Origin of the sequence: Dokdonia sp. (assembly GCF_039945015.1) — a bacterium.
Classification (GTDB): Bacteria; Bacteroidota; Bacteroidia; order Flavobacteriales; family Flavobacteriaceae; genus Dokdonia.
Genome location: NZ_JBDUXP010000009.1, coordinates 152,530 through 167,870, shown reverse-complemented (window position 1 = coordinate 167,870; position 15,341 = coordinate 152,530). Strand labels below are relative to the sequence as shown.

Sequence of the window (15,341 nt, the reverse complement as noted above, 5' to 3'; positions counted from 1 at the left end):
TTACATATTAATTTATCGTTTCCCCGTTCTTTACTCCATCCGTATCTGGGTTTAAGAAAACTAGTTTTCCATTGGTATCTTCTGTCATTAGGATCATTCCTTGGCTCTCAACACCACGTAAAGCACGAGGCGCTAGATTTACCAATACGGTTACTTTTTTACCTATGATTTCCTCTGCAGTAAAGCTCTCAGCAATTCCAGAAACAATTGTACGTGTATCAATACCGGTGTCTACCGTAAGCTTCATGAGCTTTTTGGTTTTAGGAACTTTTTCTGCCTCAGTAATAGTACCCACACGCATATCGATTTTTGTAAAATCGTCAAAACCTATGGTCTCTTTTTGAGGCTCGGCCACAGCATTCTCAGCTTCATTTGCTTTTCTACTTGCTTCCAATTTATCTAATTGTTTTTGGATCTCCGCATCTTCTATCTTTGAGAAGAGGAGTTCTGATGTATTGATGATGTGTCCAGGTAATATAGTAGCATCTATTTCATGTTTAGAAGGGGTATTATGCTTTTTCTCAGGTCTTCTGTATAGATTTAAGTCACTACTCAGATTAAGTATTTTTTTCAGTTTAGTACTAGTATGCGGTAAGAATGGCTCACATAATCCTGCGAGTGTTGCTGCAATTTGAAGAGCAACACACATTACTGTTTTGGTACGCTCTTCGTCTGTTTTGATCGTTTTCCAAGGCTCTTCATCTGCTAAGTATTTGTTTCCAAGACGAGCAAGGTTCATAAGGAGGTTCTGAGCTTCGCGAAAACGATATTTTTCAATACTATTTCCTATAACTTGTGGATATGCGGCCATTTCTCCAAGTGTCTTGCGATCTATCTCAGAAAGAGCACTAATTTTAGGAACGACACCGTCATAATACTTATGTGTAAGTACAGTGACACGGTTTATAAAATTACCAAAAGTGGCTACGAGTTCGCTATTATTACGTTGTTGGAAATCCTTCCACGTAAAGTCATTGTCTTTTCCTTCGGGCGCATTTGCTGTTAATACATAGCGCAATACATCTTGCTTATCAGGAAAATCTTCTAGATACTCGTGTAACCAAACCGCCCAATTTTTTGAAGTAGAAAGCTTACGACCTTCTAGGTTTAAAAACTCATTGGCTGGCACATTTTCTGGTAAGATATAATCACCATGACCTTTAAGCATTGCTGGGAAAATAATACAGTGAAATACAATATTATCCTTCCCAATAAAGTGAACTAATTTTGTGTTTTCATCTTTCCAATACGGTTCCCATTCTTTTCCTTCTCTTGCTGCCCATTCTTTGGTCGCAGAGATATATCCGATAGGTGCATCAAACCAAACATAGAGTACTTTCCCATCGGCTCCCTCAACAGGAACAGGGATTCCCCAATCTAGATCACGTGTCACGGCGCGAGGGCGTAACCCATCGTCAATCCATGATTTACATTGTCCGTATACGTTAGATTTCCAATCTTTTTTATGTCCTTTTAAAATCCATTCTCTAAAGAATGCATCATATTGATCAAGCGGTAAAAACCAGTGTTTGGTTTCTTTAAGACTTGGCACTGCTCCAGAAATCGCACTTTTAGGATTGATTAAATCGGTGGCATTATGTGACGTTCCACAGTTTTCACATTGATCGCCATAGGCTTCTTCAAAACCACATTTAGGGCAGGTTCCTGTCACAAAACGATCGGCTAGAAACTGATTTGCTTCTGCATCGTATAATTGTGCATTGGTTTCTTCAAGGAACTTCCCTTTATCATACATCGTCTTAAAAAAATCGGATGCTGTCTCATGATGAATCGGAGCAGAAGTACGTGAGTAATTGTCAAATGTAATCCCAAAATCAAGAAATGATTGCTTGATAATGGCATGATATTTATCGACTACATCTTGTGGTGTAATGCCTTCTTTTTTTGCTTTGATTGTGATAGGTACACCATGCTCATCGCTTCCGCATACAAAAGCAACATCGGCTCCTTGCATACGGAGGTAACGTGCATAAATATCTGCAGGAACATAAACTCCTGCAAGGTGGCCTATATGAAGAGGTCCATTTGTATAAGGTAAAGCGGCGGTAATAGTATATCTTTGAGACATTAAGTATGATTTAAAGGCACAAAAATAGGGAATTTAAGAAAGGTGAAGCACCATTAAGAGACTCAAAAGCAAATTATGAGTAATTCAACTATAAATAGTCCAAAAACACCAGTTCCTGTTAGGATATGCAGCATTGAATATAAGAGTTTATATGTGGTGTTTTATTTAAACCCTCCAGAGGATTTATAACCAATCTTCTACATTAGAATCCTATAATCAACCCCCCCAATCACAACCTAATAGAGATGCTTTTTGAGTTAGTTGAATGATGATGTTTACGCTTTCGCGAAAAAAAACACTAAAATAACTTAGTTTGAATGTCAATTTTAGGTGTAAATGTACCTATGATAACAAAAGGATTATGAGATCTATAGTGATGTAATTGTGTTGTCCCTAAGAAAAAATATAAATCTTTTGTTTTTGCAAAATCATTAAGATATTTCTTAATAACGTCGGAAACAGCTTTTTCCTCGTTTCCCTCATATTTTGCAAGTTGTCTCCAATATAGAGCTCCAGTTTCCCAATCTTCAATCATCATCTTTCGTTGTTTTCCATCTTTGTCTAGAAATACATAAGAAAACTTATATGGTAATTTATCTACTACGTCAAAAGGGTCTTCCGGGTGTTCAAAAAGATTTCCTTGCTCTCTTGATGCTTTTAATTTAGCAATTTTCTTTTGGTCCCATTTTCTTGAAACAGGTTCTGCAACAAAGTCAATAATCTCTTTAGGTTTATATGTAGCTAGTGAAGTGCATTTTTCTTTATTATGCGCATCTAATATAAGAGAAGCAAGATCATAGTGTACGTTTTGTAAAACTATATCCTTACGGGCTTGCCAATTATGATCTGTATTAATTTTATCTATAATGGCTATCTTCGTCTTTGCAGAGTAAGGGCGATAACTTTCTGGTCGAAAATCACTTTTATTATTAACTAGATCAATTTCAATCCAATCATATTTACTATACTGTTGCTCATAGTCTTTCTTTCTAAAAGGTATTGGATAAATTCTAATCCACGAACCATCTTCTAAAAGCCCTGCGGTACAGACTAATTCATCATATTTACTCGAAATTGTAGGGTATGTTTTTACTGTAATAAGTACTTTGGTGGTTGCCATAAATTAGATATGTTGTAATTCATATCTAAATGTAGGGGAATTTTTTATTTTTTCAGCAAGATGTGTTCTGTGACATTGACAAATATCTGACTCAAAACAGGTTAAGGCAATTCTCTTGTGGTCTTTAAGTAATTTTAGAATTAGATTTTGACTGTCAGTAGTTTCGTTTAAAATGGTTTGTTTGTAGTCATCAAACAATAAATCATAATCATCTTGAGTATTTAAAGATCTACGTTTACTTGAATCTATACCTACCTCAGGTATATGTAAATAATTTATGTTTAACTTCTCACAAAAGCCTTTTAGTAATTTTTTACTAAATCCATATTTTTGACTTAAAGGATTGCGTCTTACATCTACTAATAACTTAATATCATTTTTAATTAAACGATTTAAATACTCTTCTAATGAAATACCTTCATATCCAATAGTAAAAAGAACAGTGTCCGTGTTTTTTGGTTTGGAATTGATAATACGATCATAATATTTTTTAGGCAAAATATCTTTTGCTATTATACTATTTATCGCGTAATATGGATGATTTAAATAAGTGTGTTTAGTAATTATATCTGTTCGCATTTCACCGTATAACTCTACTGTCTCGTTGACAATCTTTTTATCTATAAGGGTAAGTTCATCATAATACTTTTTTTTAGTGAGTAAAGTATAATGATTTTCATTATCTATTAACCATTCCCTTTTAATCATTGCATTTAAGTCTGCTTTTAAAGAATAGGAATAGCATCCAAATTTATATGGCACAAAATCGTAAGATGATTTAGCTTGTTTTTGAGTAAGTAAAAAAATTAGTTTCTGAATTCGAGTCCTCTCGAGATCTCCTTCAATTTTTTCTAATAATGCAAACACTAATTTTCTTCTATAAAACATTTTGCAAAACTATTGATAATAAATGAATTTAATAATTTATTTATACTTGTAAACTTGTAATGAATCCAATATTTTATCTAAATAGATGATGTTTACGCTTTCGCGAAAGCATAAACAATACGATTTACCCTATCACCTCACCAAAATAGACTTACTATAACTCTTCCCATTAAAAGAAATCCGATAGATATATTGTCCTATGCGTAAACGGGTACGTATTGATTGTTTGACATTAAGGCGTTGCGGTCCTTCTAGTATAAACTCGTCTTTAAGTTTGCCTACTTCTTGTCCTAATAAATTAAATAAAGAGACGGTGACTCTTGCGGTCGTAGGCATCGTAAATTCTATAAACGTTTCTTTTCCTTGATAGGTAGCAAGATGTTGGAAACCACCAGAAGTTGCAAAATCAGAAATCCCTAAAGAATCACAACTAAATCCTAAATCAAGTGGGTCAAATGTTTGCCCAAAAAGGATTTGATCTACAAGACTTTCATCTATACAAAGCCATTGTTTTAGTACTGTTGCATATACACTTCTAAAATCGGTGGTAAAGGAAGGGTTTCCTGTCGTGTCTGGATTTTGAATGTCTGGATGTGTGCCTACAAAACCTTGATCGTTCAGACCATCTCCAAACATCAATATTGGAGAAGCTGTTCCGTGATCGGTTCCGTTAGACCCATTTTCTTCAATACGACGTCCAAACTCAGAAAAGGTCATAGACAATACGTTTTCACCCATCCCAGTACTATTGAGATCATCATAAAAGTTCTTTACAGAAACAGAGAGATCCTCGAGTAATTGTCCGTGATCTTCTAATTGATTGGCATGTGTATCAAAACTACCTAAGGTAACTAGATACACTTGTGTACCTAATCCTCCTTTGATCATTCTAGCGACAATTGCCAGTTGTCTTGCTAGTTGTCCTGCACCATACTCAACTGCATTAGAGGCATTTTCATACGCTTCGTTTATAGTACCTGCGTAAGTAAAAGAAGTATTGATCACACTACGCATAAATCCCAATTGATCCCCAAAAGTACAATCAGGGATATTTGTCACATCATGTAAGACACCATTCTCAGCAATATCTTCGAGCTGTTGTGGGTTTGCTACAGAAAATGCATACCTAGTCTCATCACCGTCAAAAATTAAATTCCCGCTACTTCCTATCTGGATTGCTGGTGGAATATCCGGTGGATTAATTAAAAAATCTGGATATAAATCTTCAAAATAACGACCAAAAACACCTGTATCTTCTACGTCATTAGGTTGTGCAGAAGCCCAAATATCGGATCCTCTAAAATGAGATAAACTTTGGTCAGGATAGCCTACGCCATGTACTACTTTCATCTGGCCATTACCCCATAAAGACTGTAAAGGATCCATAGACGGAGGAATCCCAAAATCTGGAGATAAATTATAGAGCTCACTTTCTTGATATCGTATCGTAGGACGACTTTGTGCATAAAAGTCATAATCGTATATAGGTACGATGGTATTTAAGCCGTCGTTCCCTCCTTTTAATCGAATTAAGACTAAGATGCGATCACTATCTGCATTTGCAAGTGCTGTTGTTAACCTAGAAGGTGCGGCAGCAGATAAGTTAGATCCACCTACCATGATAGAGCCTGTTCCTACAAGACCAAGAGCTTGCATAAAGGAACGCCTACTCCAAGTAGTGTGTTCTTCATCGTGATGATGATCAGTGATTTTTGCAGAAGGACCTTTATATAATTTTTGTCCTTTTTTCTGTGTATTATTTTTTTTGGGAGTGTTATGGTGATCACACATAATAAAGGCTATTTAAGTTGAAATTCAGGCATTCTGATAATATGAAACAAAAGGAGAAGCACTTGATAAGGTGCAGACTCCCAGCTGAGATTCCAAAGGCCATCGTCATAATAATTATCCGGAATCTCCCATCTAAAAACGGTGATTGCAATATCATAATCTGCCTCTGTATGTAGAGGTCTAGACATCAAGAAATCAATAATAGTTCTTGTAATGATGGCAGGATCATTACTATTTCCAGTCATATTAATAGCAAAATCTCGAAATTGCTCTTCATCAAAATTCCAAAAATTATACAGTAATATGCGCATTCCTTCCCACCGTCCAGCAAGAGTACTACTATTAATCCAATCTCGATTGCGTTGCCATCCAGCAACATCTACAGGTTGAAATAAATTTTGTCCTGTAATCTGATTGAGGTAAATAATAAAGTTTGTAAACTGATCGTCTGTATTGTCATATTGAAAACCCGTTTCTCTTACAAAAGTAGTGGTGAGATCATAAGGACTTTTTATAACAAGCCCTGTAGCGTCAATATCATAAAAATGTTCGCTTTTAAATAACTGCTCTAATACAGGAGCTATTTCAAAATCATTAGCGAGAAATGTCACAGCCATTTCATTTACAATATTCTGATTGGTATCAGGACTTATAAAATAGTTGTATAATTTCTCACAGATATAAGGAGCTATTAAATCTGCTTTTTGATCAAAAAGGATATCAATCACATCATCATATCCCCAAGCACCTTCTTGTTCAAAAATGGTTTTTACAGAATCGTCAAACGTAGAGGCATCAAAAGAAATTGGATTTCCAGGGACATTTCCACCAAAATGATTATATCCCGTAAGTGCTCTTGAGGTTTCTTCTATATCGGTTTGTGTATATCCATTATTGATGCCTAATGTAAAGAGTTCGTAAAGTTCTCTTGCATAATTTTCATTAGGACTATTGTTGGTATTTTCAAACCCATTTAAGAAGAATAACATGGCAGAAGATGTTCCTACAGCTCTTACAAATTCTTTAAAATTGCCTACTGCATACGTATGCATCAAATCCCAATATTGGTATAAATAAGGTCCATAAAAATATACCTCTACTTGCGTTACAAAATGATTAAACCAGAAAAATGCAAGGCGATTTTTTAAATTCCCATTAATAAATTCAATGGAAGTTTGGGCATACCACTCATTAATTTGAGCTGGATTCTCAGTCTCAAAATCGGTATAATTATTTATATTCCAAAACCCCCAAACAGGTTGCGATGGATTGGGAGTATCTATGGCTTCTTGAACAAGCGTATCTATAAGTTCGCTAGGCGTTCCTATAATACCAATGTTTAAAGTAGCATCTGTTGCACCATAATTCAATCGTCGGTATACGTGTTTTACTTTGGCTATATCCCAAGGATTCCCAGCATCGGGGACATAAGGAGCAATGGAAGCGAGGTTACATGAAGTAAGAATTTCCATAATATGTGAGGTTTGGTTATCTTAAAAGTATGCAAATCGTTCTAAACAAGCAATTTGTTAACTTTTGACTTTTAAAAAACGAAAAGGTTTAATGACTCAAACGAGTGTCTCCTTTTTATTTAGAATCTAAAACTTTTTAGACTTTAGCACTAAAAGAAAACGTTTAAACAAGTTCATTTAGTATCTTGAGACGAGTAAAACAACACTATGGTTACACCTCCCGCATTAATATACGGTGATAAAGTTGGTTTGGTTGCTACGGCACGTAAAATCTCATTGGAAGAACTTGAAGAAGGAATTCAACTTATTAAAAGTTGGGGGCTGGTTCCTGTCATTGGAAAAACAATCGGAGCATCAGACCACCAGTATGCTGGCAACGATGCTGCTCGTGCACGTGATTTTCAAGAAATGCTTGATAATCCAGATATTAAAGCCATTTGGTGTGCTCGAGGCGGGTATGGAAGCGTACGCATTATTGACCAACTCGATTTTTACAAATTTGTAAAATACCCTAAGTGGATCGTTGGATATTCTGATGTAACTGTATTCCATAGTCACATACATAAAATAGGCTTTAAAACCATTCATGGGACAATGCCTGTTAGTGTTCAGGATAATACCGCTTTCGCGAAAGCGTCTTTAAAACAAGCCCTATTTGGAGAAAAACCAACAATCACATACGAGACATCTCATACATTAAATAGAATAGGTGCCGCCAAAGGACAACTCGTAGGAGGAAATCTATCGATGCTATACTCTATGTGCGGAAGCAGTTCTGCCTTAGATACCGACGGGAAAGTTTTATTTATAGAAGATCTGGATGAATATCTCTATCATGTAGATCGTATGATTATGAATCTCAAACGAAATAAAATGTTGGATCATTTATCAGGTCTTATTGTAGGAGGTATGACCAAAATGCACGATAATCGAATTCCTTTTGGGAAGACGGCACAAGAGATTGTGATAGATGCCATTGGAGAATGTGAATACCCAGTCGCCTTTGATTTCCCAGCAGGACACGTAGACGATAACCGAGCCTTAATTATGGGAGCAACCGTTGCGGTTGAAGTAACAAAAAATAATTGCATAGTAACTTATGAAAGTTAAGGTAACCCTCATACAAGACAGTCCAGTATTCTTTAATAAAGAGGCAACACTTCAAAAAGTAGAACAACTCGCAAAAACACACGCGGCAACAGGAAGCGAGCTTATCGTATTTCCAGAATCCTTTGTGCCTGGTTACCCTCGTGGATTTATGTTTGGCACCAAAGTAGGAAGCCGTACCGAAGCAGGAAGAGATTTATATGCCGAGTATTATGAGCACAGTTTTGATTTAGAAAGTGATGATCTTCCTCGGATGGAACAACTTGCCAAAGAGCAAAATGTATACCTTGTTTTAGGCGTTACCGAGCGCAAAGCGATAAATGGGACTTTGTATTGTAGCATGTTGTATATCTCTCCTAAAGTTGGACTATTAGGTGTGCATCGTAAGATCAAGCCAACAGGTTTTGAACGTATTATTTGGGGAGAAGCGGGAGGCGAAGGATTGGTTACTTTTCATACGGATATAGGAAAACTCGGCGGATTGATTTGCTGGGAAAATTATATGCCAGAAGCACGTATAGCTATGTATCAAAAAGGGATAGAAATTTATATTGCCCCTACAGCCGATGCTAGAGATAACTGGACGTCGACCATGCAACATATTGCCTTAGAAGGGCGCTGTTTTGTACTAGGATGTAATCAGTTTTTTACCAAGTCTATGTACTCAGAAAAGTATCAAGCGCTTGCTGTAGATGAACCTGAAATGATGTGCCGTGGCGGGAGTGTGATTGTAGCACCCAACGGTCAGATTCTTGCGGGACCTCTTTTTGATAAAGCAGGAGCACTTACCACAACCATTGATCTTCACGAAATCACACGTAGTAAACTTGACTTTGATACCATAGGGCATTATGCGCGACCTGATATTTTTACACTTGATGTGAAGGATCAACCTGAGATGAAGAAGGAATCATAACCCTATAAAAAGTAATGGCATTCCCAAAAAAGAAATCAAGAAAAATTGAAGTAAATGGAAATCCATATTATTGGATTTGTTCAAGAAGCGGAGAGTATTCGGAATTTCGAAATAATATTTCAGTGATGGCTGCAAATATTACAAATAGTAAAAAGATATTTGCAAATATAGATTACGCTTCTTATGATTTTAATTTGTTTCAATGTTTTCCTATTAGCCCATATATCATAAAACAAATTATAGAACTAGGAATTCAAAAAGGGTATGATCCATTAAATGGTGATAGTGATTTAAATTTAGGAGAAGTCAGTGATGCTATTATTTTAAATCAGGAAACAAAACTCAAAATACTTTTAAATCATGTTACAAAAGCTTATCAAGAAAGTAAATTTGATAAGGATTATTCTATGTTTAAGAATAATGATCAGTATGTTGAAGATATCACTACTCAAGTAAATACCTATATCGAAAATGAAGAATGGATGTCTGGTTTTAAATATTTAGAAAAAATGATTGTCGATTTAGATCTAGCAGAAAATACACAGATAATAGGATTTATAGAAAGAGTACGTAGAGAAGAAAGTTTATGACACATAACGAACTTGGCGAATGGGGAGAGGAATATGCAACGCTATACCTTATTAAACAAGGATACACCATTTTAGAGCGTAATTGGTTTTACAATAAAGCAGAATTGGATATTGTATGTCAGAAAGAAAAAGGAACTCTTGTTGTTGTTGAGGTAAAAACACGTAATTCTGACTTTTTTGGAGATCCACAAAGCTTTGTTTCACAAGGCAAAATCAAGAACATTGTAAAAGCGACCAACGAGTATGTGATCTCAAAAGATCTTGATGTCGAAGTCCGTTTTGATATTATAGCGGTTCTTAAAAACACAACACAAGAAGAAATAAAACATTTTGAAGACGCTTTTTATCATTTTTGATTTTTCTGAAATGATTAAGAGTGCGCTCCTGTCTGCCGACAGGCAGGTTCGAGAAAGCGTATACAACCTACATGATAGATATATAGTGTATGAGTGTACCCAAAAACACGTATATTCTTGTTAAGAATAAAGATTAGTTATCTATGATTACTTATTTTACTAATAGACGAAACACCAATAAAGTAAGATAAAGATGTCGTTTACACTTTTAGATATTATTCTTTTTTTGGGAGTAAGCCAAGGAATTTTTCTGGCCATCACATTACGTTTTATAGACAATCGTAATAAAGCGGCAAATGATGTGCTTTCTATAGCAATAGGTATTGCAGTAGTGATGCTATTTGGTCGTGTTATTGCTTTTAGAATAGACGCACTCTGGGTCGTTTATGTTTCTGATATAGTAGATGTAACAATTTTTTTATTTGGGCCTCTTATATATTGTTATATACGACGTCTTCTTTTTCAAGAAGCAACTGTTTTTAGGCTTTCTTTTTGGCATTATTTGATTGCCATAATACATTTTGGAACAACACTTACTACGTATTCATTACTTCCTAAAAGTATTGCAGCTTTACAGGGAAGTAGCTTCTTGCCATTTTTTTGGTTTTTTGCAGAGCTTATCGGAATTATAAGTTTTATTGCTTACATCCTTGCTTCATATAAGTTATTTAAAAAGCATAGAGAAGTGATGATGCATCAAGTTTCTTATGTGCTTATTATACGTCGATATACTACGTATGTGTTAGGAACGATTACATTATTTACAGTATTATGGCTTGTTAGTTTTGTAAGTAAGATATTTGGGTTTTCAAGCTTCAGTACAGTGCTTAATTATCAATTGGTATGGATTTCTATTCCATTATTTATTTATGTGATTGGATACTATAGTTTACGTCAGCCAGAAATTTTTAGAATACCGCTACGCCTTAAAACAAAAGAGGAAAGAGCGCGTCTTAAGCCAGATGAAATCCAAAAATTGCAGAAAAGATTACAATTCTATATTCAAGAGGAAGCGATTTATAAAGTATCAGACTTATCTCTTAAAACCTTAGCTGAAAAATTGAATACATCACCCAATAATCTTTCATGGTTATTGAACCAAATCTATCAAAAATCATTTTATGATTATATCAATGCACATCGTGTACAAGATGTATTAGAAAGTATTGATCGGGAAATACACCTCAAGCAAACCTTGCTGGCGATTGCTTTTGATGCTGGATTTAATTCAAAGTCAACCTTTAATAAGGCTTTTAAACATGTGACTTCACAGACACCTAGTGCGTATATAAAAAGTAAAAAAGTAGCCTAAAAGGGTAGCCTTGTACCCATACTGTCGTAAGTATAAAGTATTCGTTTTTTATTTGAATTTAATTTAAAATTCAAATAATTATGAAAAAATGGAAACTTACATTAATAATAGCATTATTAGCAACAGTAAATACGCTTTTTTCACAAGAAGTTACAACACTAGCTTCAATAGAATCAAATTATGGAGATGGTATGATCATCACTCCAGAGGGTGATATTTTAGTGTCGGGAGGATTTAACAAAACCAATATTTTAAAGATAACTCTAGAAGGAGAGGTAACAGAGCATGTTACTGGATTACTGGGACCAGTTGGTATGGGTTTTGACTCAGATGGAAACCTCTATGTGTCTAATTATACTGGAAATACAATTAGTAAAGTAACACCAGAAGGAACTATAACTGAATTTGCTTCAGATTTGGATGGTCCAGCGGGGCTCATTGTTACTGAAAACGATGAAATATTGGTCACCTTATTTGGCGCTAATTTTAGTGGAACTGGTAGCACAGTATTAAAGTTCGATCTCGAGGGTAATTCTGAGATATATGCTTCTGGTAATGGAATACTAGATGCCATCGGCATAACTGTAGATGAAAATCAAGACTTATTTATAACCAATTTTGTTGGAGGAAATGTTATTAAAGTAGATACTGCTCAAAACATTGAAACTATCGCCACTGTTGCAGGAGCTCAAATTAATCAGATCGTTTATTCTAATGAGTATGTGTATATTCCTTCACCTAATTTAAGAATGATATATCGAGTAAATACTGGCGATGGTAGTGTGGAGCATTTTGCAGGTTCTGGTGGATCCTCAACAACGGATGGCGAATTACTAGAAGCTGAGTTTAATTTTCCAAATAGCTGTACGGTTAATGAGGCAGGGGATACACTATATGTTCTTGATGGACAAGTTGGGTTGATTCGTGCCATAGATTTAGAAACCTTAGGTTTAAATGATTCTGAAAACACGATAGGAGTTAAGTTGTTTTCAAATCCGCAAAATGATTCTATAACAATTCAAGCGACATTAATAAATGCACAAAAGTATACCGTTAGTGTATATGATACTGCAGGTCAATTAGTAAAAACAGCAGAAGGTTCTATTCAAAATGGAAACTTACAATCAATATTAAGTACAAGTACATGGAGCAAAGGGGTATACGTTGTTAAAATTAAGATTGGAGAAACCGTAGTGAATCGAAAATTTGTGAAACAATAGTATTATAAAAAAGTATTAAAATATAAAAATACGTGAACGCGTGCCAGATATTCAGAGTATCGTTAAACCTCTTTTTAATAAAGCAAGCGCGCTTACCACAATACAAGAAGAAATAAAATATTTTGAGTACGTTTTTATTATTTTTGATTTTAAAAACGTACTTTTAGTACTCTCAAAAGGCGCACCTTAGCCAAAATATTTGTTTAGTGAGTATAATTAATTAACTAACTAAACAATTAAGAATGAAAAAACACCTAACACTTTATGCATGGATGCTATGTCTATGCTTATTCCTTTCTAGCTGTGGCTCAGATAATGATAATGAACCTCAACAAATGGAAGAAGAAGACCCTATAGAAGAAACATTTTCTGGAAATTATAGAGGTACTTGGAACTCTGTTACACCTTCAATAACCTATACAGATTTTGCCATCTCTGCGAGATTTGTTGTAAGTGCATCAAACCCAAATCGTATTGATGCAGCATTTTTTGCAACCTCAAATTACACTTCATGTTGTAGTACTAATGCAAATGACGGAACAATGGTCATAAATCTTGATGGTACGACGATTACCTCTTTTACTTTTACAGATACGATTGTAGATTGTGAAGGAAGTTTTTCTGGCGATGGAATAATCAATGCAAATGAAAATTTTGTTATTGATTTTACAGGAACAGATTGTGACGGAGATCATGTGGGACAACTTGTATTTATAAAACAATCATAATCTAAATCGAAATAGAGGTGCGTCTATTTTGAGGAATTAAATGTGCGTGTATACGCTTTCGCGAAAGCGTATAAAGTATAATTGTATCTAAAAACTGGCTTATAGTTTTGTTAAGAATAAAGACTTGTCATGTATGATTACTTACTTTTCGGCTCATAATCTATTAGAGGATCATTTATGTATATAAAACCCATTTTATTTTTTGTTTGTAGCCTGTTTATAATGCCTCTTTTCTCTCAAGAAAATGAGGGAGTAAATTTTGATAAAAAATACCATCAGGATAGCATTAAGACATGGACTAAAAATATCTTGGATATTATGCAAAAAGGACATCCAGGATTTTATAGATACACCTCAAAAGAAGAATTTGATGTGATTATAGATGCTAGATTACAAACGGTTACTGATTCGCTCACTACATTAGATTTTTATAGAAACATAAAACCGCTTATTGCACAAATAGGATGTTTACATACAGGTATTGCACTTCCTGAAGCCTATGAAACGGCAATGAGAGAAACAAAAACACATATTCCGTTAGAAATTTTTATAGATGAAAACAGAAAGGTGTTTATCACAAAAGATCATGCTAAGAATGTAACTATTCCTATAAAAGGAGAACTCCTTTCTATTAATGATACACCTATTGATTCTATAATAGAAACCTTACTTAAAGCGATCCCTTCTGATGGATATAATGAAACAGAAAAAGTACTGGCACTCAATCTTCGATTTCCGTTTTGGTATCAAAGTATTATTGAAATGACAGATGCATTTAAAGTGAAGATTAGATCAGAAAACATAATACAAGAATATACAATACAAGGAATTACTCCTGAAGTTTTCCCCACCCAAGATATGATTGCTCCAACAAACAAAGAACAGTTAGTTTTTGAGGTTAGAGATAACATTGGAGTGTTGAAAATTCAAACCTTTGCTAAGACTACGATCAAAAGTAATGGACAACATTTTAAGAAGTTTATAAAAGATGTTTTTAAAACATTAGAAGAAGAGGAAGTAGAAAACTTGATTATCGATTTGCGATATAATACGGGAGGAACCGATGGTAATGCAGCACTGCTTGCTTCTTATTTCTTTGATGAAGAATTTAGATATTGGGATCGCATTGAAGTTACGGAACAAATAGCAGGACAGGTAAGCAAAGGCATGGCAAAAATATTTTATAGTAAGCCTGAGAAAAAAGATTCGACTTATCTCTGGAAAGGAGCTTTGCTCACAAAAGAATTTAGATATTATAAGCCTCAAAAACCGGCAAAATATAATTTTAAAGGACAAACATATCTTCTTACTAATGGATTTTGTATGTCTTCTGCAGCCGATTTTATTGCTATTTTATCTGATAACAAAAAAGCAAAAGTAGTAGGTGAAGAGAGTGCTGGTGGGTATCAAGGAAATACCAGTGGTCTTATGCCAGAAGTAATAATGCAGGGAGGATTTGTAATTACGGTTCCTTTACATAAATATGTAAATGCTGTAGATCCAAACAAAAATATAGGGAGAGGCACTATTCCTGATTATCCAGTTTCTATATCACTAGAGGATTGGATATCAAAAAAAGATGTGGTCAAATCGTTTGCTTTTGATCTTATAAATAAATAAGTCCCTTAATATGACAAATGATATACTAATAGTAAAAGGAAGTCGTTTTAAGACTGATATATACAATAAAAAAACATGTTATTGTTATATGGTAAAAGTCTAAGAGACTTAAGAATTTAGAAATAATAATTT

13 protein-coding genes are annotated in these 15,341 nt (G+C 34.6%); 8 read left to right on the top strand and 5 right to left on the bottom strand.

Features of this window, described 5'->3' with window-relative positions; genetic code table 11:
• Positions 1-7: 7 nt before the first annotated feature.
• From metG to ABJD27_RS08370, 5 genes are all read right to left on the bottom strand, one after another.
• Positions 8-2,089, bottom strand: a complete 2,082-nt coding sequence (gene metG, locus ABJD27_RS08390) for a methionine--tRNA ligase (protein WP_348172172.1) — start codon at positions 2,087-2,089, stop codon at positions 8-10.
• Between the two features lie 298 nt (positions 2,090-2,387).
• The gene (locus ABJD27_RS08385; RefSeq protein WP_348172175.1) at positions 2,388-3,209 is read right to left on the bottom strand and encodes a hypothetical protein; all 822 of its coding nucleotides are present in this window, start codon (positions 3,207-3,209) and stop codon (positions 2,388-2,390) included.
• Positions 3,210-3,212: 3 nt separating this feature from the next.
• A complete protein-coding gene (locus tag ABJD27_RS08380; RefSeq protein ID WP_348172178.1) occupies positions 3,213-4,097 on the bottom strand; it encodes a DUF488 domain-containing protein in 885 nt (294 codons plus the stop codon).
• Between the two features lie 132 nt (positions 4,098-4,229).
• Entirely contained in the window at positions 4,230-5,888 is a 1,659-nt protein-coding gene (locus ABJD27_RS08375) for a DUF1501 domain-containing protein (protein WP_348172180.1), read from the bottom strand.
• Positions 5,889-5,896: 8 nt separating this feature from the next.
• Positions 5,897-7,360 (bottom strand): DUF1800 domain-containing protein, encoded by a 1,464-nt coding sequence (locus ABJD27_RS08370; protein ID WP_348172183.1) that lies wholly within the window; start codon positions 7,358-7,360, stop codon positions 5,897-5,899.
• A 207-nt stretch (positions 7,361-7,567) separates the two neighbouring features.
• On the opposite strand from ABJD27_RS08370, the gene ABJD27_RS08365 reads away from it, so the two are divergent.
• The 8 genes from ABJD27_RS08365 to ABJD27_RS08330 all read left to right on the top strand — a co-directional run bounded on the left by ABJD27_RS08365 (position 7,568) and on the right by ABJD27_RS08330 (position 15,209).
• Positions 7,568-8,470: an LD-carboxypeptidase gene (locus tag ABJD27_RS08365; RefSeq protein WP_348172186.1), complete on the top strand. Its 903-nt coding sequence runs from the start codon at positions 7,568-7,570 to the stop codon at positions 8,468-8,470.
• A complete protein-coding gene (locus tag ABJD27_RS08360; protein WP_348172189.1) occupies positions 8,460-9,383 on the top strand; it encodes a carbon-nitrogen hydrolase family protein in 924 nt (307 codons plus the stop codon). Before ABJD27_RS08365 ends, ABJD27_RS08360 begins: the two co-directional genes overlap by 11 nt.
• A 14-nt stretch (positions 9,384-9,397) precedes the next feature.
• A complete protein-coding gene (locus ABJD27_RS08355; protein ID WP_348172192.1) occupies positions 9,398-9,973 on the top strand; it encodes a hypothetical protein in 576 nt (191 codons plus the stop codon).
• A complete protein-coding gene (locus tag ABJD27_RS08350; RefSeq protein ID WP_348172195.1) occupies positions 9,970-10,329 on the top strand; it encodes a YraN family protein in 360 nt (119 codons plus the stop codon). The genes ABJD27_RS08355 and ABJD27_RS08350 overlap by 4 nt, the downstream gene beginning before the upstream one ends.
• 193 nt (positions 10,330-10,522) lie before the next feature.
• The gene (locus tag ABJD27_RS08345; protein WP_348172198.1) at positions 10,523-11,641 is read left to right on the top strand and encodes a helix-turn-helix domain-containing protein; all 1,119 of its coding nucleotides are present in this window, start codon (positions 10,523-10,525) and stop codon (positions 11,639-11,641) included.
• Positions 11,642-11,721: 80 nt separating this feature from the next.
• On the top strand, positions 11,722-12,861 hold the full coding sequence (locus ABJD27_RS08340) for a T9SS type A sorting domain-containing protein (RefSeq protein WP_348172200.1): 1,140 nt from the start codon (positions 11,722-11,724) through the stop codon (positions 12,859-12,861).
• A gap of 242 nt (positions 12,862-13,103) precedes the next feature.
• Positions 13,104-13,589, top strand: coding sequence for a hypothetical protein (locus ABJD27_RS08335; RefSeq protein WP_348172203.1), 486 nt, complete (start codon positions 13,104-13,106; stop codon positions 13,587-13,589).
• Positions 13,590-13,811: 222 nt separating this feature from the next.
• Positions 13,812-15,209 carry a S41 family peptidase gene (locus tag ABJD27_RS08330; RefSeq protein WP_348172206.1) on the top strand — a complete coding sequence of 466 codons (1,398 nt, stop codon included), beginning with the start codon at positions 13,812-13,814 and terminating at the stop codon, positions 15,207-15,209.
• Positions 15,210-15,341 lie beyond the last annotated feature (132 nt).

What these genes read in the sequence shown, in the direction of transcription:
- metG (WP_348172172.1), bottom strand. Translation starts at nt 2,089, where the DNA reads ATGTCTCAAAGATATACTATTACCGCCGCTTTACCTTATACAAATGGA.
- ABJD27_RS08385 (WP_348172175.1), bottom strand. Translation starts at nt 3,209, where the DNA reads ATGGCAACCACCAAAGTACTTATTACAGTAAAAACATACCCTACAATT.
- ABJD27_RS08380 (WP_348172178.1), bottom strand. Translation starts at nt 4,097, where the DNA reads ATGTTTTATAGAAGAAAATTAGTGTTTGCATTATTAGAAAAAATTGAA.
- ABJD27_RS08375 (WP_348172180.1), bottom strand. Translation starts at nt 5,888, where the DNA reads ATGTGTGATCACCATAACACTCCCAAAAAAAATAATACACAGAAAAAA.
- ABJD27_RS08370 (WP_348172183.1), bottom strand. Translation starts at nt 7,360, where the DNA reads ATGGAAATTCTTACTTCATGTAACCTCGCTTCCATTGCTCCTTATGTC.
- ABJD27_RS08365 (WP_348172186.1), top strand. Translation starts at nt 7,568, where the DNA reads ATGGTTACACCTCCCGCATTAATATACGGTGATAAAGTTGGTTTGGTT.
- ABJD27_RS08360 (WP_348172189.1), top strand. Translation starts at nt 8,460, where the DNA reads ATGAAAGTTAAGGTAACCCTCATACAAGACAGTCCAGTATTCTTTAAT.
- ABJD27_RS08355 (WP_348172192.1), top strand. Translation starts at nt 9,398, where the DNA reads ATGGCATTCCCAAAAAAGAAATCAAGAAAAATTGAAGTAAATGGAAAT.
- ABJD27_RS08350 (WP_348172195.1), top strand. Translation starts at nt 9,970, where the DNA reads ATGACACATAACGAACTTGGCGAATGGGGAGAGGAATATGCAACGCTA.
- ABJD27_RS08345 (WP_348172198.1), top strand. Translation starts at nt 10,523, where the DNA reads ATGTCGTTTACACTTTTAGATATTATTCTTTTTTTGGGAGTAAGCCAA.
- ABJD27_RS08340 (WP_348172200.1), top strand. Translation starts at nt 11,722, where the DNA reads ATGAAAAAATGGAAACTTACATTAATAATAGCATTATTAGCAACAGTA.
- ABJD27_RS08335 (WP_348172203.1), top strand. Translation starts at nt 13,104, where the DNA reads ATGAAAAAACACCTAACACTTTATGCATGGATGCTATGTCTATGCTTA.
- ABJD27_RS08330 (WP_348172206.1), top strand. Translation starts at nt 13,812, where the DNA reads ATGCCTCTTTTCTCTCAAGAAAATGAGGGAGTAAATTTTGATAAAAAA.